Here is a 17,398-nt window from a genome sequence, read left to right as displayed (position 1 = left end):
ATTAAATCTTTGTAAAAACCAACCCAACTGGTGAACAAAGTTCGATTTTCTTACCTGTATCAGTAAGTTTTCCTGTTGTTTTATCTCTTTTAAAAACAACTATATTATTAGTGTATTGATGTCCTACCAAAAGATAACTTCCTGTTGGATCAATTGCAAAATCTCTTGGTCCTTTTCCTAAAGTACTAAGTTGCTCAACAAGTTCAATGCTTCCGTTTTTAAGGATTTTATAAACCGAAATATTGTTCGCATCTACGCGATCTGTTACATATAAAAAGTTTCCGTCAGGCGAAATTTTTATAGCCGCTGCACCTGTACCTCCTTTAAAATCTTTTGCAAGGATACTTGTTTCAGCGATTACTTTTAAACTTCCTGATTTATCATAACTAAAAGTCGTCAACGTACCGTCTAGTTCCTGAATCAGATAAACGAATTTACCGTCTTTACTAAAAGTTAAGTGCCTTGGACCGCTTCCTGGTTTTACATCAACAGTCTCTTTTAAAGTCAACATTTCGTTTGCCGAATTTGGATTGTATTTATAAATAAAAATTTTATCCAAACCTAAATCGTTTGACAAAACAAACTTTTTATCCGGCGAAAAAACAACCATGTGTACATGCGCTTTTTCCTGACGGGCAACATTTGGTCCTTTTCCTTCATGCTGAATTAATTGCTGTACTTCAGTAATACCTCCATCAGGTTTTTTCTTAAAAACCACAATATTTCCGCCCGAATAATTGGCAACAAGTACATTTTTAGTATCATTAATCAAATGACAAGGATCTGCACCCAAAGCATTATTCTTATTTATAAAACTAACTTTTCCTGATTTTGAATCATAACCAAAAGCACTTACTGCGCTTTCTTTTCCGTTTTCGTTTACAGCATATATAAATTTATTATCTGCAGAAACAGATAAATAACTTGGACTTATTACATTTTCAGATGAGTTCTTTAATTTAAAATCACCCGAAGAAGCATCAAATTCATAAACGTAGATTCCGTTACTTTTACAAGTATTGGTATAAGTTCCAACCAATAAATTGAATTTATTCTGTGCTTGCACATTTATAAAAGTAAAAGCCGAAAAAAGCAGTATATATAATCTTCTCATAGTTTTTTGAGTTTTTTTTGAATAGGCTAAAATACTCAATAATATCATTCGCAAATGGATTTTTTGTTACAAATGAAACCTCAAAAGTTACATTTTTCAAATCCCATCACAGCCTTATAAACCATAAAAGCCATATAAGTTCATTTAACTTTTGTCTAAATTAGAGTTTGCTCATAATCTCTTACATTACTTATATCTTTTGACTAAAAATTTGTATTTTTGACCAGCATCTACAAAACGTAGTGAAGTAAATCTAAGCCAGAATGCATTTTAAACATCCCGAAATTCTATACTTTCTGTTTTTATTGATTGTTCCAATTTTGGTACATTTATTTCAATTACGACGTTTTAAAATCTCCTATTTCACCAATGTTCGATTCTTAAAAGAACTCGCTGTTCAGACTCGAAAAAGTTCAAAAATCAAAAAGAGGCTTTTATTAGCAACTCGTTTATTGTTGCTGACTTGTATTATTTTGGCTTTTGCCCAACCTTTTTTTGAAGCCAAAGACAGTAAAAATGCTTCAAACGAAATGTACATCATTCTGGATAATTCGTTTAGTATGCAGGCAAAAGGGAAAAAAGGCGAATTACTAAAACGTGCCATTCAGGAATTATTAGAAAACACGCCAGAAACTACTCAGTTTTCTCTTTTAACCAACACTGAAAATTATTGGAATACAGACATAAAATCTTCTAAAAGTGCTTTACAAAATCTAAACTATAGCGCGACTCCTTTTGAGCTTCCGTCTATTATGGCTAAAATAAAAGCGCATAAATCGGCACATAAAAAAGATATTGTTATTATTACTGATGCTGTTGGTTTAGCCGAAAAAGACATTAAAAACATTGATACCGAAGAGAAACCTTATTTCATAATTCCGGAAGCTGAGCAAAAAAACAACATTGCTATTGATAGCGTTTTTATCAATCAGACTTTAGAAAACTTCTACGAAATAGGCGTTAATTTATCTACTTACGGCGAAGATTTTAAACCCGTTTCGATGGCGTTGTACAATCAGAATAAATTAATTGCCAAAACGATTATCAATTTTGATACGAAGAAAAAGAAAATCAATTTTACGATTCCAAAAGAAGCTTTTCATGGCTATGTTACCATTGAAGACAATGGCTTGACGTATGATAACAAACTATATTTCAGTATTTCAAAAACAAAAAAAACGAATGTTATTAGTATTGGCGAACCTGAAAAAAGTAATTTCTTATCCCGAATCTATACTGCATCAGAATTCAATTATAACAATTACTCGATAAGTAATTTAGATTATAATAGCCTGGACAAGCAAAATACTATTATCCTAAATGAATTAATTGAAACTCCTCAAGCTTTACAAACTACCTTGAAAGCTTTTGTTACTAAAGGCGGAAATCTGGCTGTAATTCCTTCTGAAAAAAGTTCTGTTTCTAATTTGAATTCTTTCTTAGCCAATTTCGGTAAAGTTCAGTTTGGTTCTCTTGAAAATAAAAACAAATTAATTACCAAAATAAACTTTGATCATCCTTTGTTCTCAGGTGTTTTTGAGAATAAAATTACCAATTTTCAATATCCAAAAACAACAAATTCATTTGTAATTTCCAGCCCCTATCCTGCTGTTTTGTCTTATGAAGATCAAAGTGTTTTTGTAACTGCAATTCAAAATCCGGTTTCGGGAATCACTGTTTTCTCGGCACCAATAAATACAACAAATTCTAATTTCCAGCAATCTCCTTTAATTGTTCCGTTATTTTATAAAATGGGGCAAAACAATCAAAAAACTGGTGTAAATGCATTGACAATTGGCAATAATCAGCCTTATTTTGTAGATGTTTTATTGACGAAAGATGCTATACTGGAAGTAAAAGGAAATGATGATTCTTTTATTCCAATTCAGCAAATATTGAATAATAAAGTAAAACTAACCTTTAATGATTTCCCAGAAACAGCTGGAAATTATAGCATTTTTGATAAAAAAGAATGGGTTGAAAACCTGAGTTTCAATTATAAAAGAAGCGAAAGTGATTTAAGTCAGGTAAATACAAATGTGGTTTCAGATTTTAAAACTGCTGATACCATTTCTACCATTTTTAATACACTACAAACTGAGCGAACAGACAGCCAAATTTGGAAATGGTTTGTTATCTTTGCACTGTTATTTTTAGCATTAGAAATGGCAATCATAAAGTTTGTAAAGTAAAACTTAGGTTTCTTTAGAGTATCTTACTTTTTACAAAAATCATTTTACGATTTAAGTACAAAATAAATTTATCTACATATGAAAATAATCATCAGAAGCGCCAAAATTATCGATTCAAAAAGTCCGTTTCATAACCAGACCGTTGATCTTTTAATTGCAGATGGTTTAATAGAAAAAATAGGAACTTCAATTCTTGATATTGAAGATACAACCGTAGTAAAATTCGACAATTTACATCTTTCGCAAGGTTGGTTTGACAGTAGTGTATCTCTTGGAGAACCAGGATACGAAGACAGAGAAACAATCGCAAACGGATTAAATGTTGCTGCCAAAAGTGGTTTTACCGCAATTGCCTTACAACCCAACTCCTTCCCTATTATTGACAACCAATCTCAGGTAAATTTTGTAAAAAATAAAGCGAATGGTTTTGCAACCCAACTTTTCCCGATTGGAGCTTTAACCAAAGCGAGCGAAGGAAAAGATATGGCCGAATTGTTTGATATGAAGAAAACCGGAGCTGTAGCTTTTGGAGATTATAACAAAAGTATCGACAACGCTAATCTGCTGAAAATTGCTTTGCAATATGTACAGGATTTTGACGGATTAGTAATTACGTACGCGCAAGATGCCAATATAAAAGGAAATGGTGTTGCAAACGAAGGAATCGTTTCTACGAAATTAGGTTTGAAAGGAATCCCGAATTTAGCAGAAGAATTACAGATTGCCAGAAACTTATTTTTACTAGAATACACCGGAGGAAAACTACACATTCCGACTGTTTCTACAGCAAAAACTGTTGCATTAATTAAAGAAGCCAAAGCAAAAGGTTTACAAGTAACGTGTAGCGTTGCAGTACATCATTTGGTCCTTACAGATGAAAAACTGGAAGGTTTTGACACGAGATTTAAAGTAACACCTCCATTAAGAAACGAATCTGACAGAGCAGCTCTTGTAAACGCCGTTCTTGACGGAACAATTGATATGATTACTTCTGACCATAATCCAATTGATATTGAATTCAAAAAAATGGAATTTGATATGGCTAAAAATGGAACAATAGGATTAGAAAGTACTTTTGGAGCTTTATTAACTGTTTTACCTCTTGAAACTGTAATCGAAAAACTAACTTTAGGAAAAGCGGTATTTGGCATCGAAAACAATTCAATTGCTGAAGGTTCTAAAGCAAACTTTACTTTCTTTACTCCGGAAGGGAAATCAACTTTTACAAAAGCAAATATTCTTTCAAAATCTAAAAATTCTGCCTTTATAGGAACTGAAATAAAAGGTTCTGTTTACGGAATTTTAAATCAAAATCAACTTGTTATATCTACTAAATAATTAAAATGAATAATTCAATCGAAGAGGGAAAACCAATCGCAATTACCAGTTATATTTTGATCATTGGTGTTTTAATCGCGATGTCTATGAACTCTGAAAATAAAAATACTTTTGCTTCATTTCATATTCGTCAGGCTTTAGGATTATCTCTTACTTTTATTTCTTTTGGCGCGATTATAAGCAACTTTGACAGCTTTATGATTACTTTCCCAATGTGGATTTGTATCTCTATTTTATGGACTTACGGAATCTTTAGTGCTATACAAGGGCAAATGAGACCTATTCCTTTAGTTGGAGGACTTTTTCAAAAATGGTTTAAGTCTATTGGATAGAATTTAAATTCCAATCCCGAAGCCTCGGGATAAATTCTAAATTCCAATAACTTTGTCAAAGTTCAAAACTTTGACAAAGATTTAATCGGTTAATCAAACCAACAATTCACATTTCAAAAAATGAATCTATCTTTAGAATATAAAATACAAGAACCAAAAGTTATCTTAGATAAAAATCCTGTTTTACTTTTATTACACGGATACGGCAGTAACGAAGCCGATTTATTCTCGTTTGCTACTGAACTTCCTGATAATTACTATATTATTTCGGCAAGAGCACCTTATGATTTACAATATGGAGCTTACGCTTGGTATGCCATAAATTTTGATGCTGATCAAAATAAATTTTCAGATAACGAGCAAGCAAAAACTTCCCGTGATTTAATTGCAAAATTCATTGACGAATTAGTTGCCAATTATCCTATTGATGCTAATAATGTTACTTTAGTTGGCTTTAGCCAAGGCTCTATTTTAAGCTATTCTGTAGCGCTTTCTTATCCTGAAAAAGTTCAGAGAGTTGTGGCTATGAGTGGTTACTTTAATGAAGAAATCATAAAAGAAGCTTACGAGAAAAACGATTTCAAAAAGCTGAAATTTTTCGCATCTCACGGAACTGTAGACCAAGTAATTCCAGTTGACTGGGCTCGAAAAACACCTGCAATCCTAGAAAAACTAAATATCCCTATTACTTATAAAGAATATCCGGTTGGTCACGGTGTGGCTCCGCAAAATTTCTTTGATTTTAAGAATTGGCTGGCTTTGTAGTTTATAGTATTCAGCCTCAGTTTCCGTTTTAAAAATTTAAAATCTTTAAATATGAGCACTTCAAAAATTAATAATCCTGCGTTAATTTTAATTGATATCCAAAAAGGATTTAACGATATAGCTTATTGGGGCGGAGACCGTAATAATATAAATGCAGAACAAAAAGCTGGTGAGCTTTTGAAAATTTGGAGAACTAAAAAATTACCAATTTTTCACGTGCAGCATTGTTCATCTAATCCAAATTCAATTTTAAACGAAACAAATCCAGGAAATGAATTTCAGGATATTGTAAAACCAATTGAAGATGAAATCATTATCAAAAAGAACGTAAACAGTGCTTTTATCGGAACAAACTTAAAAGAATTACTTGATGATGCAAAAATCACAAATCTTGTGATTGCAGGCTTAACAACAGATCATTGTGTTTCGACAACTACAAGAATGGCAGGCAATTTTGGTTATACAGTTTATTTAATTTCTGATGCAACAGCTACTTTTAACAAAAAAGGTCTAAACGGAGAAGAATTTTCTGCAGAAATAATTCACCAAACTGCTTTAGCAAGTCTAAACGAAGAATTCGCTCAGGTAGTTACTTCCGATTTTATAAAGCAGCATATTTAATGCGATTTGTTTTCAAAACAAAAATATTTACTATCATAAAACAACAAAGGCAAGAAGTAATTTCTCGCCTTTGTTTATTTTATATTTATTCTCCCGTATAAATAATCTTATCTCCTTTTTTCAGGACATAACCTTTCCAGGGAATTAATTGTAGATCGCCTTTGATCCAAGGTTGTCCTTCTGCTTTTCTTTCCAGAATGATTGATTCTTCCTGTGTGTCTAGAAAAAGCTCAGCTTTATCTCCGTCAAAAATCACGAAGGCAGCAGTAGTGTATGTTTTTCCGGTTTCCTCTGTATGAGACAACTTTGTTCCTTCAAAAATACGTATACATTCTTTTTTAAGTGTAGACCAGCTATACCCTGCCGAACCTTTACATCCGTGAGCGTCAGAATCTCCTCCAACTAAATGTGGTTTTGGTTCTTTTGTAGTGTTATTTTCCTGAGAAACTTTTTTTCCGCAAGAAAACGAAAGACCAATAATAATCGAAAATAAAAATATCTTTTTCATAAGTTCTATTTTTTATTTGATTATGGTAAAAAATAGAACTTATTCGATCCTATTTTTGATATAACCAAGTCTGATTTACTTCAAAAGTAATCTTTTCATCTTGATCAACAAAATATTTTAACAAGACTTCTCCCCATAATTCCCCATTACTATAATCAGCAATGATCCATCTGTGGTTTAGAATTTTTATTTTGTTGATGATAAACTTGTTTGGACCAATTTTATCTTGTCCTGTATAAGGATTTCCGCTTGGATTTGAATTCAGGTCCAATAATTTTTCGGTAACAACCGGAATCAATTTTTCGAATAAAATTACTTTTCCGCCTGAAGCACTATTATCAAAATAGTTTTGTGCATTTTCATTATGTTCTAGAGAAAAATAATCGGCATCAGCCAGTTTTGTTGCTACTAAATTGATGCTATCTCTTAGTTTCTTAGTTGTTTTATCGTATCTTTCTTGCTCAAACTTTACTTCTCTGCTGTAAAACATATAAGTAAAAACATTCATTAATATCGCCAGGATAAAAAGATAAAGCATTAAGGATTTTTTCATTTTTGTGGTATAATTAAATTGTAATTTCTAAGTTATCGTAAGCCAGGAAAACGTTTTTTGGCAATTGCTTTTGCACTTCTTCATGAAAGCCCAAAACATGGCTAATATGCGTTAAATAAGCGATTTCCGGCTGCACCAAATTTATAAAATCAAGTGCTTCCTGCAAATTAAAATGTGTATCGTGTGGTTCTACTCGTAATGCATTTACAACCAAAACCTTAAGATTTTTTAGTTTCTTAATTTCTGCTTCTTCAATGGTTTTAACATCGGTTAGATATGCGAAATCATCTATACGATATCCAAAAACCTGCAAATCTCCATGCATTACATTTATAGGAATTGCCATTTTATCACCAACGGCAAATGGCTCATTATTGATTACTTCAATGGTTTTAACACTTGGAGCACCGGGATATTTGTTTACGGTTTCGAAAACATAATCAAAACGGCGCTTCAGATTATCAATTACTCTTTGATGTGCATAAACAGGAATTTCGCCCTGACGAAAATTAAACGGACGAATATCATCCAAACCGGCAGTATGGTCTGCATGTTCGTGTGTAAATAGTATAGCATCGATATGTCGGCAGCCACACGAAAGCATTTGCTGCCTAAAATCAGGACCGCAATCGATCACGTATGAATGCTCGTTCCATGTAATCCAAATGGCTACTCTGAGCCTTTTATCCTTAGCGTCAGTGCTTTTACAAACGGGATGATCGACTCCGATGATCGGAATACCTTGTGATGTGCCAGTACCTAGAAAATAGACCTTCAATTGAACTTATTTTTTTTACAAAAATAGGATTATTTCTCTTTCATTAGAAGCCTAATTTGCTAACTTTGTAACAAATCTATTTAAAATAAAATGGGTACAGAAATAAAACTCAAAGGTGACAAGGTCATCGAACAGATTCCTTCTATAAAAGACAAAGCTTTACGCATAAATTTAAACGAGAATATTTACGGAACATTTGCAGAAATTGGAGCTGGACAAGAAACAGTGAGACATTTTTTCAGATCCGGCGGTTCATCGGGAACGATTGCAAAAGCAATGTCTGCCTATGACAAAGATTTTAGTGATGCCATTTACGGTATTGAAACTGACGGCCGTTATGTTACTGAAGAGCGATTAAAAAAAATGCTGACTCTTGAAGGGCAAATAATTGAAGAGCGTTTAAGCAGAGAAAAACATCCTACTAAACTTTTCTTTAGTTATGCAAATACGGTTGCTACGATAGATTTTGCAAAACAGTTTAAAGGTCACGGTTGGGTTGGAATCAGATATCAAATCGAGCCAGACGAAGCTTATAACGAAATTATTCTGCACATTCGTTTTAAAGAAACTGACGCCAGACTACAACAGGAAACACTTGGAATTTTAGGTGTAAACTTAATTTACGGTGCTTTTTACAAATACAACGATCCCAAACGATTACTTCGTTATTTATACGATCACTTAGATAAAGACCAATTAGAAATCGACACTATTAACTTCTCAGGACCTCGTTTTGCTGATGTTGATAATCGTTTAATGAGTTTACAGTTGGTTAAAAACGGAATGACGGATGCGGTAATGTTTAACCCTGAAGGGAAAAATATTTTGCCAGCCGCCATTTTATACAAAAAGAATCTTCTTGCATTAAGAGGAAGTTTTCGCCCGGTTACAAAGGTAAACATGGACATGTACGAGAAATCGCTTAAGATGTTTCTCGATGAAAATAAGGTTGAAAAAGACAATACTTTAGTCGTTTTTGAAATTACACTTTCGAATTTACGTTCTGATGGTGAAATTGACGAGCGTGACTTTATGGATAGAGCCGAATTGCTTTGTTCATTAGGTCAAACGGTTATGATCTCAAATTTCCAGGAATACTATAAAGTTGTGGAGTACTTTGCTAATTATACCAAAGCAAGAATGGGATTAGCAATGGGTGTGAACAATTTAGTTGACATTTTTGACGAGAAATACTATCGTCATTTAAGTGGTGGAATTCTGGAAGCTTTTGGAAAATTATTCTACAGAGATATGAAAGTTTTCTTGTATCCGATGTTAGATGACAACGGCGTTTTAATGAATTCAACTAACTTAAAAGTACATCCTAGAATGAAAGAATTATACAAATTCTTTAAATTCAACGGAAAAGTGGTTGACATTGCTGATTACGATCCGCATAATCTTGAGGTTTTCTCTCGTGAGGTTTTAAAAATGATCAATCAAGGAAAAACGGGTTGGGAACATATGCTTCCTTCCGGTATTGCCGAAATTATAAAAGAACACCACCTTTTTGGATATCATCCGCAAAAAGAATTGGAACAAAATACTTAGAATTAAAAAAATCCCCAAAAAAGAAAGTTTTCTTTTTTGGGATTTTTTTGTTTCACGTTTCAAGTTTTTTTGTTTCAGGTTTCCTTTGTTTCAAGTTTCATCTAATCTTGTCATTTCGAGGGACGAAAAATCACAAAACTATACACTAAAAAATATTACTTAATATTTTTGTCAAAGTTTTAAACTTTGATAAAGATTTTGCTACAAACCAGACCTAAAGATTTCTCACGCAAAAAACTTGAAACTTGAAACTTAAAACAAAGAAAACTTGAAACTATTTCAATATCTGCGCTGCATGTTCTTTTGTTTTTACTTTTTCGATTACCTCATCGATGATTCCGTTTTCGTTGATTACGAATGTAGTTCTGTGGATTCCGTCGTATTCTCTTCCCATGAATTTTTTAGGTCCCCAAACACCAAATGCATTGATTACAGATTTGTCTTCGTCTGCCAATAACGGAAAAGGAAATTCGTATTTATCTTTAAATTTTAATTGTGCTTTTTGACTATCGGCACTTACACCTACAAGCTCGTAATTATTAGCTTTAAAACGCTCAAAATTATCCCTTAAATCACACGCTTCTGCTGTACAACCTGGCGTACTTGCTTTTGGATAAAAGAAAACTACTAATTTTTTTCCGGCATAATCTGCCAATTTATGTGTTTTACCATCTTGATCTACTCCTGAAAAATTTGGTGCTTTATCACCGGCTTTTAATGTTATCATTTATTTAGGTTTTTAGATTGTTGATTTTAGAATAAATTAATTTAGATTCTAAAATTTAATTACTTATTGACATATTGATTTAAATCGACTTTAATTTTTTCAATCAACCACTTATTAGTTTCTTTTGTTTTGTATTTATATTTAATTTCAAAAATACCGTTTTTAATTTCCCCCTTTTCAAATAAGTACTCCGCAAAAATATAGTTTGATTTTTTTAAAGCCTGATCAATTCTTCCTTTCGGCAAATTAATTTTAAATATTTTATTAGTATTCAAATTTAAAAAGCTTAAAAAACTGTATTTTTCTTTATCGATAGTTACAAAATAAGGATATTTTTGAATTTCACTATGAAATACTTCTCTACCTAATTCTGCTATTTTTTTTCCACTATTCTTATCAAACAGCACATATTCAGGTGGATCACAACAACCTGAAATTAAACGGTTTTCTATTATAAAGGTACTTTTATATTCGACCCAACTAGTGTAACCTAATTTTTCTGTTAATTCGATTAGATTTTTATCTAAAGAAAAAAGTATTCTCTTTTTCCTTGCTTTACTTTCAAAAACAAGCCAAGAGGAATCACAATTAAATTGACGGTAAATTTTTGTTCCATTATTAAAAGTTGTTTTTTCACAAGATATAATTTCATTCAATTTAGGTAGTTTTTTACAACTACAATTTTGGCTCAAACAAAATTGGGAAACAAATACAAAAATAACCGTCATTATAATTTTCATTATTTAAAATATCTACATTAATAAAGACTAATAGTTCTCATGCCCCAGATTATAGTGAAAACCCCGGAATTGTGGTAGTTTACATTTTTTGCATTTAGAAAGCGACCGGAGGAAACTCTTGTAAATACTTAAAAATGTTACTAGCGCAATGAGGAGTTGTAACGGAAAGCTGGATTAGGCACATCATTAAAATTATGCTATTTTTACAGGATTAAAAATACGGAAATGAATAAAGAAGCTCGCGTACAATTTGTTATAAATACGTTAAAAGAACTCTATCCTACTATACCTATTCCATTAGACCATAAAGATCCTTATACACTGCTGATTGCCGTTTTACTTTCGGCGCAATGTACGGATGTTCGCGTGAATCAAATTACGCCTTTGCTTTTTGCAAAAGCTGATAATCCGTATGATATGATTAAAATGTCGGTAGAGGAAATTAAAGAGATTATTCGACCTTGTGGTTTGTCTCCTATGAAATCGAAAGGAATTCATGGTTTGTCACATATTTTGATTGATAAACATAACGGAGAAGTTCCGCAGAGTTTTGAGGCACTTGAAGAACTACCCGCAGTTGGACATAAAACGGCAAGTGTGGTGATGTCACAGGCTTTTGGCGTTCCTGCTTTTCCGGTTGATACTCACATTCACAGATTAATGTACCGATGGAATCTTTCGAACGGGAAAAATGTTGTGCAAACTGAAAAAGATGCTAAAAGATTATTCCCCAGAGAAATATGGAACGATTTGCATCTTCAGATTATTTGGTACGGACGTGAATATTCGCCTGCGAGAGGCTGGAGTTTAGACAAAGACATTATCACCAAAACTATTGGCAAAAAGTCTATAATTGAAGAAGCTGCTAAAAAATAATATTTAGCAGCTTCTTCTTATTTTTTGCTTGTTTTTTTACATGCTGCTCTTTAGTGCATTGTATTCATTTGTCATGTCTAAAGATCTGTAAACACCTAAAAGTGTTTTTGTTGCATCTGAATTTTTAGGTTCAATTGTCAGAACTTTTTTAAGATACGGAATCGCACTACGGGTAATATCATCTTTTCGGGCATTTAACTTATCATATTTCTGCATTTCTGCAGGAGAAGTTCCTAAATTTGATATTTCATCAGCTAAATCTTTTTTTACCTGCAACTTCAGGTAAGCCAGATTAATATAAGCATCAACATAATTAGGGTTCAATTCTAAAACGTAATTATAGATCGATTCTGCTTTAGCGTAATCCTTTTTTTCGAGATAAGAATAAGCTAAATTATTATTGACCTCTATTTTTTTAGAAGGAATTGACTCTGTTCTAGGCTTTTCGTATAGTCCTTGCTGAATAGCTGATTCTCTTGCTTTTGGCGAAACAAAAACATCTTCTTCCTTTGTTTTTTTGTTTGTGGCATAATACAAAACTCCTTTTCCGGAAAAATTAATCTTTTTTAAGGCTTCATAATATTTAATTGCCGAGTCGAAATCTTTAGCATTTACAGATGAAGATGCTGCATTATACAAGTTTAGTGTATCTTTTTTATCAAACAGATAAACTTTATAACTTTTCTCTGCGCTTTCTTTGAATTTACCTGCATTAAAATCTGCCATTGCGCCATTGACAAGACTGGATTTCATTTCTTTCAAAGCCATATTTGCTTTGACCGTAAATTTGAACTTACCTGACTCGTTTTCATACAAAAACACATCCTGATAAGACTGTGATGCCAGTGTGAAATTATTAGCTGCGTCGATATTTTTTCCAGCTAAATCTTTTAATACATTTCCTTTTAAGAAGTAAAAATCAGATTTATCTTCATCAGACGCATTAAGAATAAGGTATTCTGTTTTATTTAAAATTGTTATAGCTTCTTCGCTTTTTCCTTTATCAAATAAACTTTGAGCCTCTTTTATCTGGTCTTTTTGAGCAAATGCTCCGATACTTATCAATAGTAGGAATGATAGTATCATAAGGTTCTTTTTCATTTTTTTTGGTTTTGTTAGTTGGTTAAATCGATTGTGGAACAAATAATATTTAAAATATTAGAACAAAGTTTCTCTCTTTGCCTAATACTAAATACTTAGTATAAAAACACTATTGGTCTTCATACTTTTTGCGCAACATTATTACGCACAACAAACAAAACAAAATAAAGTAGTGTAATTTTTCTTCATAGACGATCTGGTTATTTTGGTTAAACTTTTACTTTCTGATTTCAATAGTAGTAAATTTTCATGTATTTTGATTTTTTAATACGAAAAAATCTATAATTAACTAATTTACTTGAATAAAAAATTATTATTTAACCAAAATAAAAATTATTCTTGAATAAATAAGCAAAATGTAAACAAAATATTAAATTTTAACATCCACAAGACAAAAACAGAACTCAACAATCAAACTATCAAGTAATTAGAACATTATTTTTATTGAAGTAAAAAATAACAAAACGTAGGATTAATACATAAAAAAACTCACTACCTGTATTTACATACAAATAGTGAGCTTTCAACCAAAACGACCATTTGGTTTTTCTTTCGAAATAAACATCCGACCAAAGTAGTGGGCTGTTTAATTAGCTACAATTTCAAAACTCTTATCTTCAATTTTCACAATTGTTAATGCTTGTGAGTAATTAAGCAAAAAAGAAATAACTTCTTTCTTCGGTTTTAAATTTTTAGAAGCTAATGCCTTTTTCGAGTAAATTTTCGCCATACCATCAAAATGTTTTATAATAGTATAACGAGCTAATACTCAAAATAGTATTAGTTGGTCAAAATAATTTGATGTTTGTCGATTATTTTTCTCAAATTCATTAATGCATAACGCATTCTTCCTAATGCTGTGTTAATGCTCACATCTGTCAGCTCTGAGATTTCTTTGAAACTCATATCCTGATACATACGCATTACCAATACCTCTTTTTGATCATCCGGCAATTCTTCAATTAGCCTTTTTAAGTCGACTTCGACCTGATCTACAATCATTTTACCTTCGATAGTTAGGGAATCATCAGACATAATAGAAAAAATCGAAAACTCTTCGGTTTCTCTATACATTGGCATTTTTTTGGTCTTGCGAAAGTGATCTACAATTAAATTGTGAGAGATACGCATCACCCAAGGCAAAAATTTACCTTCTTCATTATAAGAATTACTTTTTAAGGTTTTGATTACCTTAATGAAAGTATCTTGAAAAATATCATTTGAAATATCTCTATCAGAGATCTTAGAATATATAAAACCATATATCTTAGATTCGTGTCTTTTTATTAATGTACCAAGAGCAGATTCATTGCCTTCGACATAATTTTTTACTAATAGAGCGTCTGGAATGTGCAGATCAGCCATAATACTACTTTTTTTAGTTCTGTTTTAAAATCTTGGAGTAATTTTTCTAAAAAGTAGTTTTATTGTATAGGCGTATCCTTTTTTGAGTTATGTTAATATTTTGACCAAATTTAACAAATAATTGTTTTAAAAAGCAAATAAAAGAAGCATTAATTAGCAAGAAACTATTAAGTTTTATAAAATAGACTTAAGCTTCACTTGAAAAGCACCTAAAACGCCTTAAATTGCAAGTACTTTAAGCCATTAAAAAATAGATGTAAATAACTCACAATTAAATATTTAAGTCATTTACATCTGTTCTAAATCACAACTTTTCAAACTATTGTTTTCTTATTGATACACACGTACATAATCGATATAATATTTCTGTGGAAGCACTTTATCATCGACTTCAGGGCCTCCAAAATTTCCCCCTATGGCTAAATTTAGTACAATATAAAATGGTTTGTCAAATGGCCATGTGTCTTCGTTTTTAACCTGGGGATTAAAAGTATAAACTAAGCTTTTATCAACAAAAAAATCAATTTTGTCTTTTGTCCATTCAATCGCATATACATGATATCCTTCTTCTATATTAGGAAAAGCGGTTCTTTTAGTATTAATTGTATTTCCGTGACTGTCTTGTGTATGCAAGGTTGTATATACCATGTGTGGATCACGGCCAATATATTCCAAAATATCTATTTCTCCAGTTTTGGGCCATTTCACCTCATCGATATTGGCACCTAACATCCAGAAGGCTGGCCATAAACCATGACCAATTGGCAATTTTGCTCTGGCTTCGATTCGGCCGTATAAAAATTCTTTCTTTCCTTTTGTAGTTATTTTTGTCGATGTGTATTTATTTCCTTCTTTTCGGGCTTCGATAACTAAATTTCCATCTTTAAATTCGTGATTTGTTTTGGTATAAATCTGTCTTTCGTTGTTTCCGAAACCACAAAGATCAGGACAACCGTCTCCTATTTCAAAATTCCAAACCGATTCGTTTACTTCCTTTTTATTAAAATTTTCTTCCCATACCAATTTTCGTTTTACTTCCTGAGCAAAGCCAAAACTGGTGATCATTAACAATACAATTACTTTTTGCATACTTTGATTTTTAAATTGCTAAAATTAAGAAGGCCAGCCTTAAACTGACCTTCTTGCTTCATTCTTACTAATTAATTTGTATTCTATTGATATACTCTCACATAATCAATTTCCATTGAAGATTGTGAAAAAGCCGGATCAATATTACCGCCCAGATTACCTCCCATCGCAACATTTAAAATTAAGAAAAAGTCGCTATTAAATGGAAGAGAACCGTCATTAGGAACTGAATGAATCAGCTCATCATCTACAAAAATTTTGACTGATGATGGTGTCCAAATTGTTTTATAAACATGAAATTCTGTTGAAACGTTTGCAATTGTTTTAGAACCAGTATTGCCTTGTCCGCCTGAATGTCCGGGATAATGAAGGGTAGCTAAAATCACGTTCTGATTATTACCCACATGTTCCATCATATCTATTTCACCACAAGCCGGCCATGGTTTTGTAGCATAATTTTGCCCTAGCATCCAGAGTGCCGGCCAAGTCCCTGCTCCTATTGGAAGTTTGGCTTTTATTTCGACTTTTCCGTAAGTGAATGAAAATTTACCATCGGATTTTAATCGTGCCGAAGAATAATCTGCTCCGCCTGAAGCTTCTTTCTTAGCCGTGATTTTTAAGTTTCCACCTTGAACTATGACATTTGTTGCTGAGTTGGTATAATTCTGTTTTTCATTATTTCCCCAACCATTATCTCCTTTTCCTAAATCATAACCCCATTTTGTTGCATCTGGCGCTCCATCGGTATTGAATTCATCAGACCAAACAAGGTTTGTATAATCTGTTACCGGATTTTGTGTTGGTTTTGTTGTGGTAAAAATATGATACCATGCCAGTCCCGGACTTCCACCCATAACAGCTCTAACAACCATTCTGTTTGCTGTAATCGACAAGATTTCGTATGAACTCTGACCAATATAATACCCCATAAATCCACCATCAGAGAAGTTTAACATTGTTCCTCTGGTTTGTGTGGCATGATCAGGATTTTTCGACACAAAAGATTCTGACGGACTTAATGAAACCGTTTTAACTCCGCTTGCATCATAAGTTAAACAAGCATCGTCTGGCCCGCTTCCTCCTCCTACACTTTTAAAAGCAGCATTAAAAAATGTTGCTCCTCCATTGTTTAATTCATATTTCAATTGTCCTGCATCCAATGAGAATGTCAATACATTTTCGTATAAACAACTGCTTGTTGGTGATCCTGCTTTTTCAAAAGCTCCCGCAGAATAATAGTTTGGATAAAAGTTTTTAGCAGCATCGGCATCATTTTGACCTACTCCTAAATGTCCGGGCTCTGAGGCTGACCAATACCATTTTTTAGAAGTTCCGGCTGTTAAGAACTGAACGGCTTCGTCATCGCTAAAATTACTTAATACAGTAACATCTAATGTTGTGTTAGTAGCAATACCCGCTTTTCCGGTTGCAATTATAGTAACGGTATAAGTATTTACTCCTGTTTTGGTAAAACGTTTGGTAAACGCACCACTTGGGGAATTCTCTGAGGTTCCGTCGCTAAATACATATTTATACGAAATAGCATTATCTGCTGTTGCTACCAGCTTTACCATTCCTGAACCGTCTCCCTCTGGTGTAGTGGCAGTTTTACCTACAATTTCAGCTGTTACTTTAAGATTTGATGGCGCTGACAAATCGCCAAATGCATAATCATCTTTCTGGCAACTTACTGCCAAAAATATGGTCAGTAATGCTATTATATTTATAATTATTTTTTTACTCATGAT

General features: G+C 32.5%; 18 protein-coding genes. 7 read left to right on the top strand and 11 right to left on the bottom strand.

Going from position 1 to position 17,398, the window contains the following annotated elements:
- Nucleotide 1 precedes the first annotated feature (1 nt).
- On the bottom strand, nucleotides 2–1,114 hold the full coding sequence (locus LPB88_RS04670; protein ID WP_230712947.1) for a lactonase family protein: 1,113 nt from the start codon (nucleotides 1,112–1,114) through the stop codon (nucleotides 2–4).
- 263 nt (nucleotides 1,115–1,377) lie between these two features.
- On the opposite strand from LPB88_RS04670, the gene LPB88_RS04665 reads away from it, so the two are divergent.
- The 5 genes from LPB88_RS04665 (at nucleotide 1,378) to LPB88_RS04645 (ending at nucleotide 6,362) form a co-directional block, all read left to right on the top strand.
- Nucleotides 1,378–3,306, top strand: a complete 1,929-nt coding sequence (locus LPB88_RS04665) for a BatA domain-containing protein (protein ID WP_230712945.1) — start codon at nucleotides 1,378–1,380, stop codon at nucleotides 3,304–3,306.
- 78 nt (nucleotides 3,307–3,384) lie between these two features.
- Entirely contained in the window at nucleotides 3,385–4,644 is a 1,260-nt protein-coding gene (locus LPB88_RS04660; RefSeq protein ID WP_230712943.1) for a dihydroorotase family protein, read from the top strand.
- A 5-nt stretch (nucleotides 4,645–4,649) separates the two neighbouring features.
- Nucleotides 4,650–4,976, top strand: coding sequence for a hypothetical protein (locus LPB88_RS04655; protein ID WP_230712941.1), 327 nt, complete (start codon nucleotides 4,650–4,652; stop codon nucleotides 4,974–4,976).
- A gap of 120 nt (nucleotides 4,977–5,096) precedes the next feature.
- The gene (locus tag LPB88_RS04650; protein WP_089352721.1) at nucleotides 5,097–5,741 is read left to right on the top strand and encodes an alpha/beta hydrolase; all 645 of its coding nucleotides are present in this window, start codon (nucleotides 5,097–5,099) and stop codon (nucleotides 5,739–5,741) included.
- Nucleotides 5,742–5,792: 51 nt separating this feature from the next.
- Nucleotides 5,793–6,362 carry a cysteine hydrolase family protein gene (locus LPB88_RS04645; protein ID WP_230712939.1) on the top strand — a complete coding sequence of 190 codons (570 nt, stop codon included), beginning with the start codon at nucleotides 5,793–5,795 and terminating at the stop codon, nucleotides 6,360–6,362.
- 85 nt (nucleotides 6,363–6,447) lie between these two features.
- On the opposite strand, the gene LPB88_RS04640 is transcribed toward LPB88_RS04645, so the two are convergent.
- Genes LPB88_RS04640 through LPB88_RS04630 form a run of 3 tightly spaced genes read right to left on the bottom strand, consistent with a single transcriptional unit; the run spans nucleotide 6,448 to nucleotide 8,201 of the window.
- Nucleotides 6,448–6,870: a hypothetical protein gene (locus LPB88_RS04640; protein WP_230712937.1), complete on the bottom strand. Its 423-nt coding sequence runs from the start codon at nucleotides 6,868–6,870 to the stop codon at nucleotides 6,448–6,450.
- Nucleotides 6,871–6,919: 49 nt separating this feature from the next.
- A complete protein-coding gene (locus tag LPB88_RS04635; protein ID WP_230712935.1) occupies nucleotides 6,920–7,423 on the bottom strand; it encodes a hypothetical protein in 504 nt (167 codons plus the stop codon).
- 13 nt (nucleotides 7,424–7,436) lie between these two features.
- Nucleotides 7,437–8,201, bottom strand: a complete 765-nt coding sequence (locus LPB88_RS04630; protein WP_230712933.1) for an MBL fold metallo-hydrolase — start codon at nucleotides 8,199–8,201, stop codon at nucleotides 7,437–7,439.
- 90 nt (nucleotides 8,202–8,291) lie between these two features.
- Here LPB88_RS04630 and LPB88_RS04625 point away from each other — a divergent pair, with 90 nt between their 5' ends.
- On the top strand, nucleotides 8,292–9,752 hold the full coding sequence (locus LPB88_RS04625) for a TonB-dependent receptor (protein ID WP_230712931.1): 1,461 nt from the start codon (nucleotides 8,292–8,294) through the stop codon (nucleotides 9,750–9,752).
- Nucleotides 9,753–10,026: 274 nt separating this feature from the next.
- Here the strand turns inward: LPB88_RS04625 and bcp are convergent, their stop codons facing one another.
- Both bcp and LPB88_RS04615 read right to left on the bottom strand, forming a co-directional pair.
- On the bottom strand, nucleotides 10,027–10,479 hold the full coding sequence (gene bcp, locus LPB88_RS04620) for a thioredoxin-dependent thiol peroxidase (RefSeq protein ID WP_230712929.1): 453 nt from the start codon (nucleotides 10,477–10,479) through the stop codon (nucleotides 10,027–10,029).
- A gap of 59 nt (nucleotides 10,480–10,538) precedes the next feature.
- Complete coding sequence (locus LPB88_RS04615; RefSeq protein WP_230712927.1) at nucleotides 10,539–11,135, bottom strand: hypothetical protein; 597 nt, start codon at nucleotides 11,133–11,135, stop codon at nucleotides 10,539–10,541.
- A 309-nt stretch (nucleotides 11,136–11,444) separates the two neighbouring features.
- On the opposite strand from LPB88_RS04615, the gene nth reads away from it, so the two are divergent.
- Complete coding sequence (nth, locus tag LPB88_RS04610) at nucleotides 11,445–12,095, top strand: endonuclease III (RefSeq protein WP_230712925.1); 651 nt, start codon at nucleotides 11,445–11,447, stop codon at nucleotides 12,093–12,095.
- Between the two features lie 36 nt (nucleotides 12,096–12,131).
- Here the strand turns inward: nth and LPB88_RS04605 are convergent, their stop codons facing one another.
- From LPB88_RS04605 to LPB88_RS04585, 5 genes are all read right to left on the bottom strand, one after another.
- Entirely contained in the window at nucleotides 12,132–13,196 is a 1,065-nt protein-coding gene (locus LPB88_RS04605; RefSeq protein WP_230712923.1) for a tetratricopeptide repeat protein, read from the bottom strand.
- Between the two features lie 586 nt (nucleotides 13,197–13,782).
- Nucleotides 13,783–13,926 carry a hypothetical protein gene (locus LPB88_RS04600; protein ID WP_230712917.1) on the bottom strand — a complete coding sequence of 48 codons (144 nt, stop codon included), beginning with the start codon at nucleotides 13,924–13,926 and terminating at the stop codon, nucleotides 13,783–13,785.
- A gap of 50 nt (nucleotides 13,927–13,976) precedes the next feature.
- The gene (locus LPB88_RS04595; RefSeq protein ID WP_230712915.1) at nucleotides 13,977–14,561 is read right to left on the bottom strand and encodes an RNA polymerase sigma factor; all 585 of its coding nucleotides are present in this window, start codon (nucleotides 14,559–14,561) and stop codon (nucleotides 13,977–13,979) included.
- A 330-nt stretch (nucleotides 14,562–14,891) separates the two neighbouring features.
- Nucleotides 14,892–15,650, bottom strand: coding sequence for a family 16 glycosylhydrolase (locus LPB88_RS04590; RefSeq protein WP_230712913.1), 759 nt, complete (start codon nucleotides 15,648–15,650; stop codon nucleotides 14,892–14,894).
- An 83-nt stretch (nucleotides 15,651–15,733) separates the two neighbouring features.
- Nucleotides 15,734–17,395, bottom strand: coding sequence for a family 16 glycosylhydrolase (locus LPB88_RS04585; protein ID WP_370635817.1), 1,662 nt, complete (start codon nucleotides 17,393–17,395; stop codon nucleotides 15,734–15,736).
- Nucleotides 17,396–17,398: the final 3 nt, after the last annotated feature.

This window comes from Flavobacterium sp. JAS (genome assembly GCF_020991455.1).
Lineage (GTDB): Bacteria > Bacteroidota > Bacteroidia > Flavobacteriales > Flavobacteriaceae > Flavobacterium.
The sequence above is the reverse complement of the archived record's forward strand: the minus strand, read 5'-3'. Positions and strand labels throughout refer to the sequence as shown.

Excerpts from the sequence above, each read along its gene's own strand:
- LPB88_RS04600 (WP_230712917.1), bottom strand. The coding sequence starts at position 13,926 with ATGGCGAAAATTTACTCGAAAAAGGCATTAGCTTCTAAAAATTTAAAA.
- LPB88_RS04670 (WP_230712947.1), bottom strand. The coding sequence starts at position 1,114 with ATGAGAAGATTATATATACTGCTTTTTTCGGCTTTTACTTTTATAAAT.
- LPB88_RS04590 (WP_230712913.1), bottom strand. The coding sequence starts at position 15,650 with ATGCAAAAAGTAATTGTATTGTTAATGATCACCAGTTTTGGCTTTGCT.
- LPB88_RS04645 (WP_230712939.1), top strand. The coding sequence starts at position 5,793 with ATGAGCACTTCAAAAATTAATAATCCTGCGTTAATTTTAATTGATATC.
- LPB88_RS04655 (WP_230712941.1), top strand. The coding sequence starts at position 4,650 with ATGAATAATTCAATCGAAGAGGGAAAACCAATCGCAATTACCAGTTAT.
- LPB88_RS04585 (WP_370635817.1), bottom strand. The coding sequence starts at position 17,395 with ATGAGTAAAAAAATAATTATAAATATAATAGCATTACTGACCATATTT.
- LPB88_RS04635 (WP_230712935.1), bottom strand. The coding sequence starts at position 7,423 with ATGAAAAAATCCTTAATGCTTTATCTTTTTATCCTGGCGATATTAATG.
- LPB88_RS04660 (WP_230712943.1), top strand. The coding sequence starts at position 3,385 with ATGAAAATAATCATCAGAAGCGCCAAAATTATCGATTCAAAAAGTCCG.
- nth (WP_230712925.1), top strand. The coding sequence starts at position 11,445 with ATGAATAAAGAAGCTCGCGTACAATTTGTTATAAATACGTTAAAAGAA.
- LPB88_RS04605 (WP_230712923.1), bottom strand. The coding sequence starts at position 13,196 with ATGAAAAAGAACCTTATGATACTATCATTCCTACTATTGATAAGTATC.
- LPB88_RS04595 (WP_230712915.1), bottom strand. The coding sequence starts at position 14,561 with ATGGCTGATCTGCACATTCCAGACGCTCTATTAGTAAAAAATTATGTC.
- LPB88_RS04640 (WP_230712937.1), bottom strand. The coding sequence starts at position 6,870 with ATGAAAAAGATATTTTTATTTTCGATTATTATTGGTCTTTCGTTTTCT.
- LPB88_RS04650 (WP_089352721.1), top strand. The coding sequence starts at position 5,097 with ATGAATCTATCTTTAGAATATAAAATACAAGAACCAAAAGTTATCTTA.
- LPB88_RS04625 (WP_230712931.1), top strand. The coding sequence starts at position 8,292 with ATGGGTACAGAAATAAAACTCAAAGGTGACAAGGTCATCGAACAGATT.
- bcp (WP_230712929.1), bottom strand. The coding sequence starts at position 10,479 with ATGATAACATTAAAAGCCGGTGATAAAGCACCAAATTTTTCAGGAGTA.
- LPB88_RS04665 (WP_230712945.1), top strand. The coding sequence starts at position 1,378 with ATGCATTTTAAACATCCCGAAATTCTATACTTTCTGTTTTTATTGATT.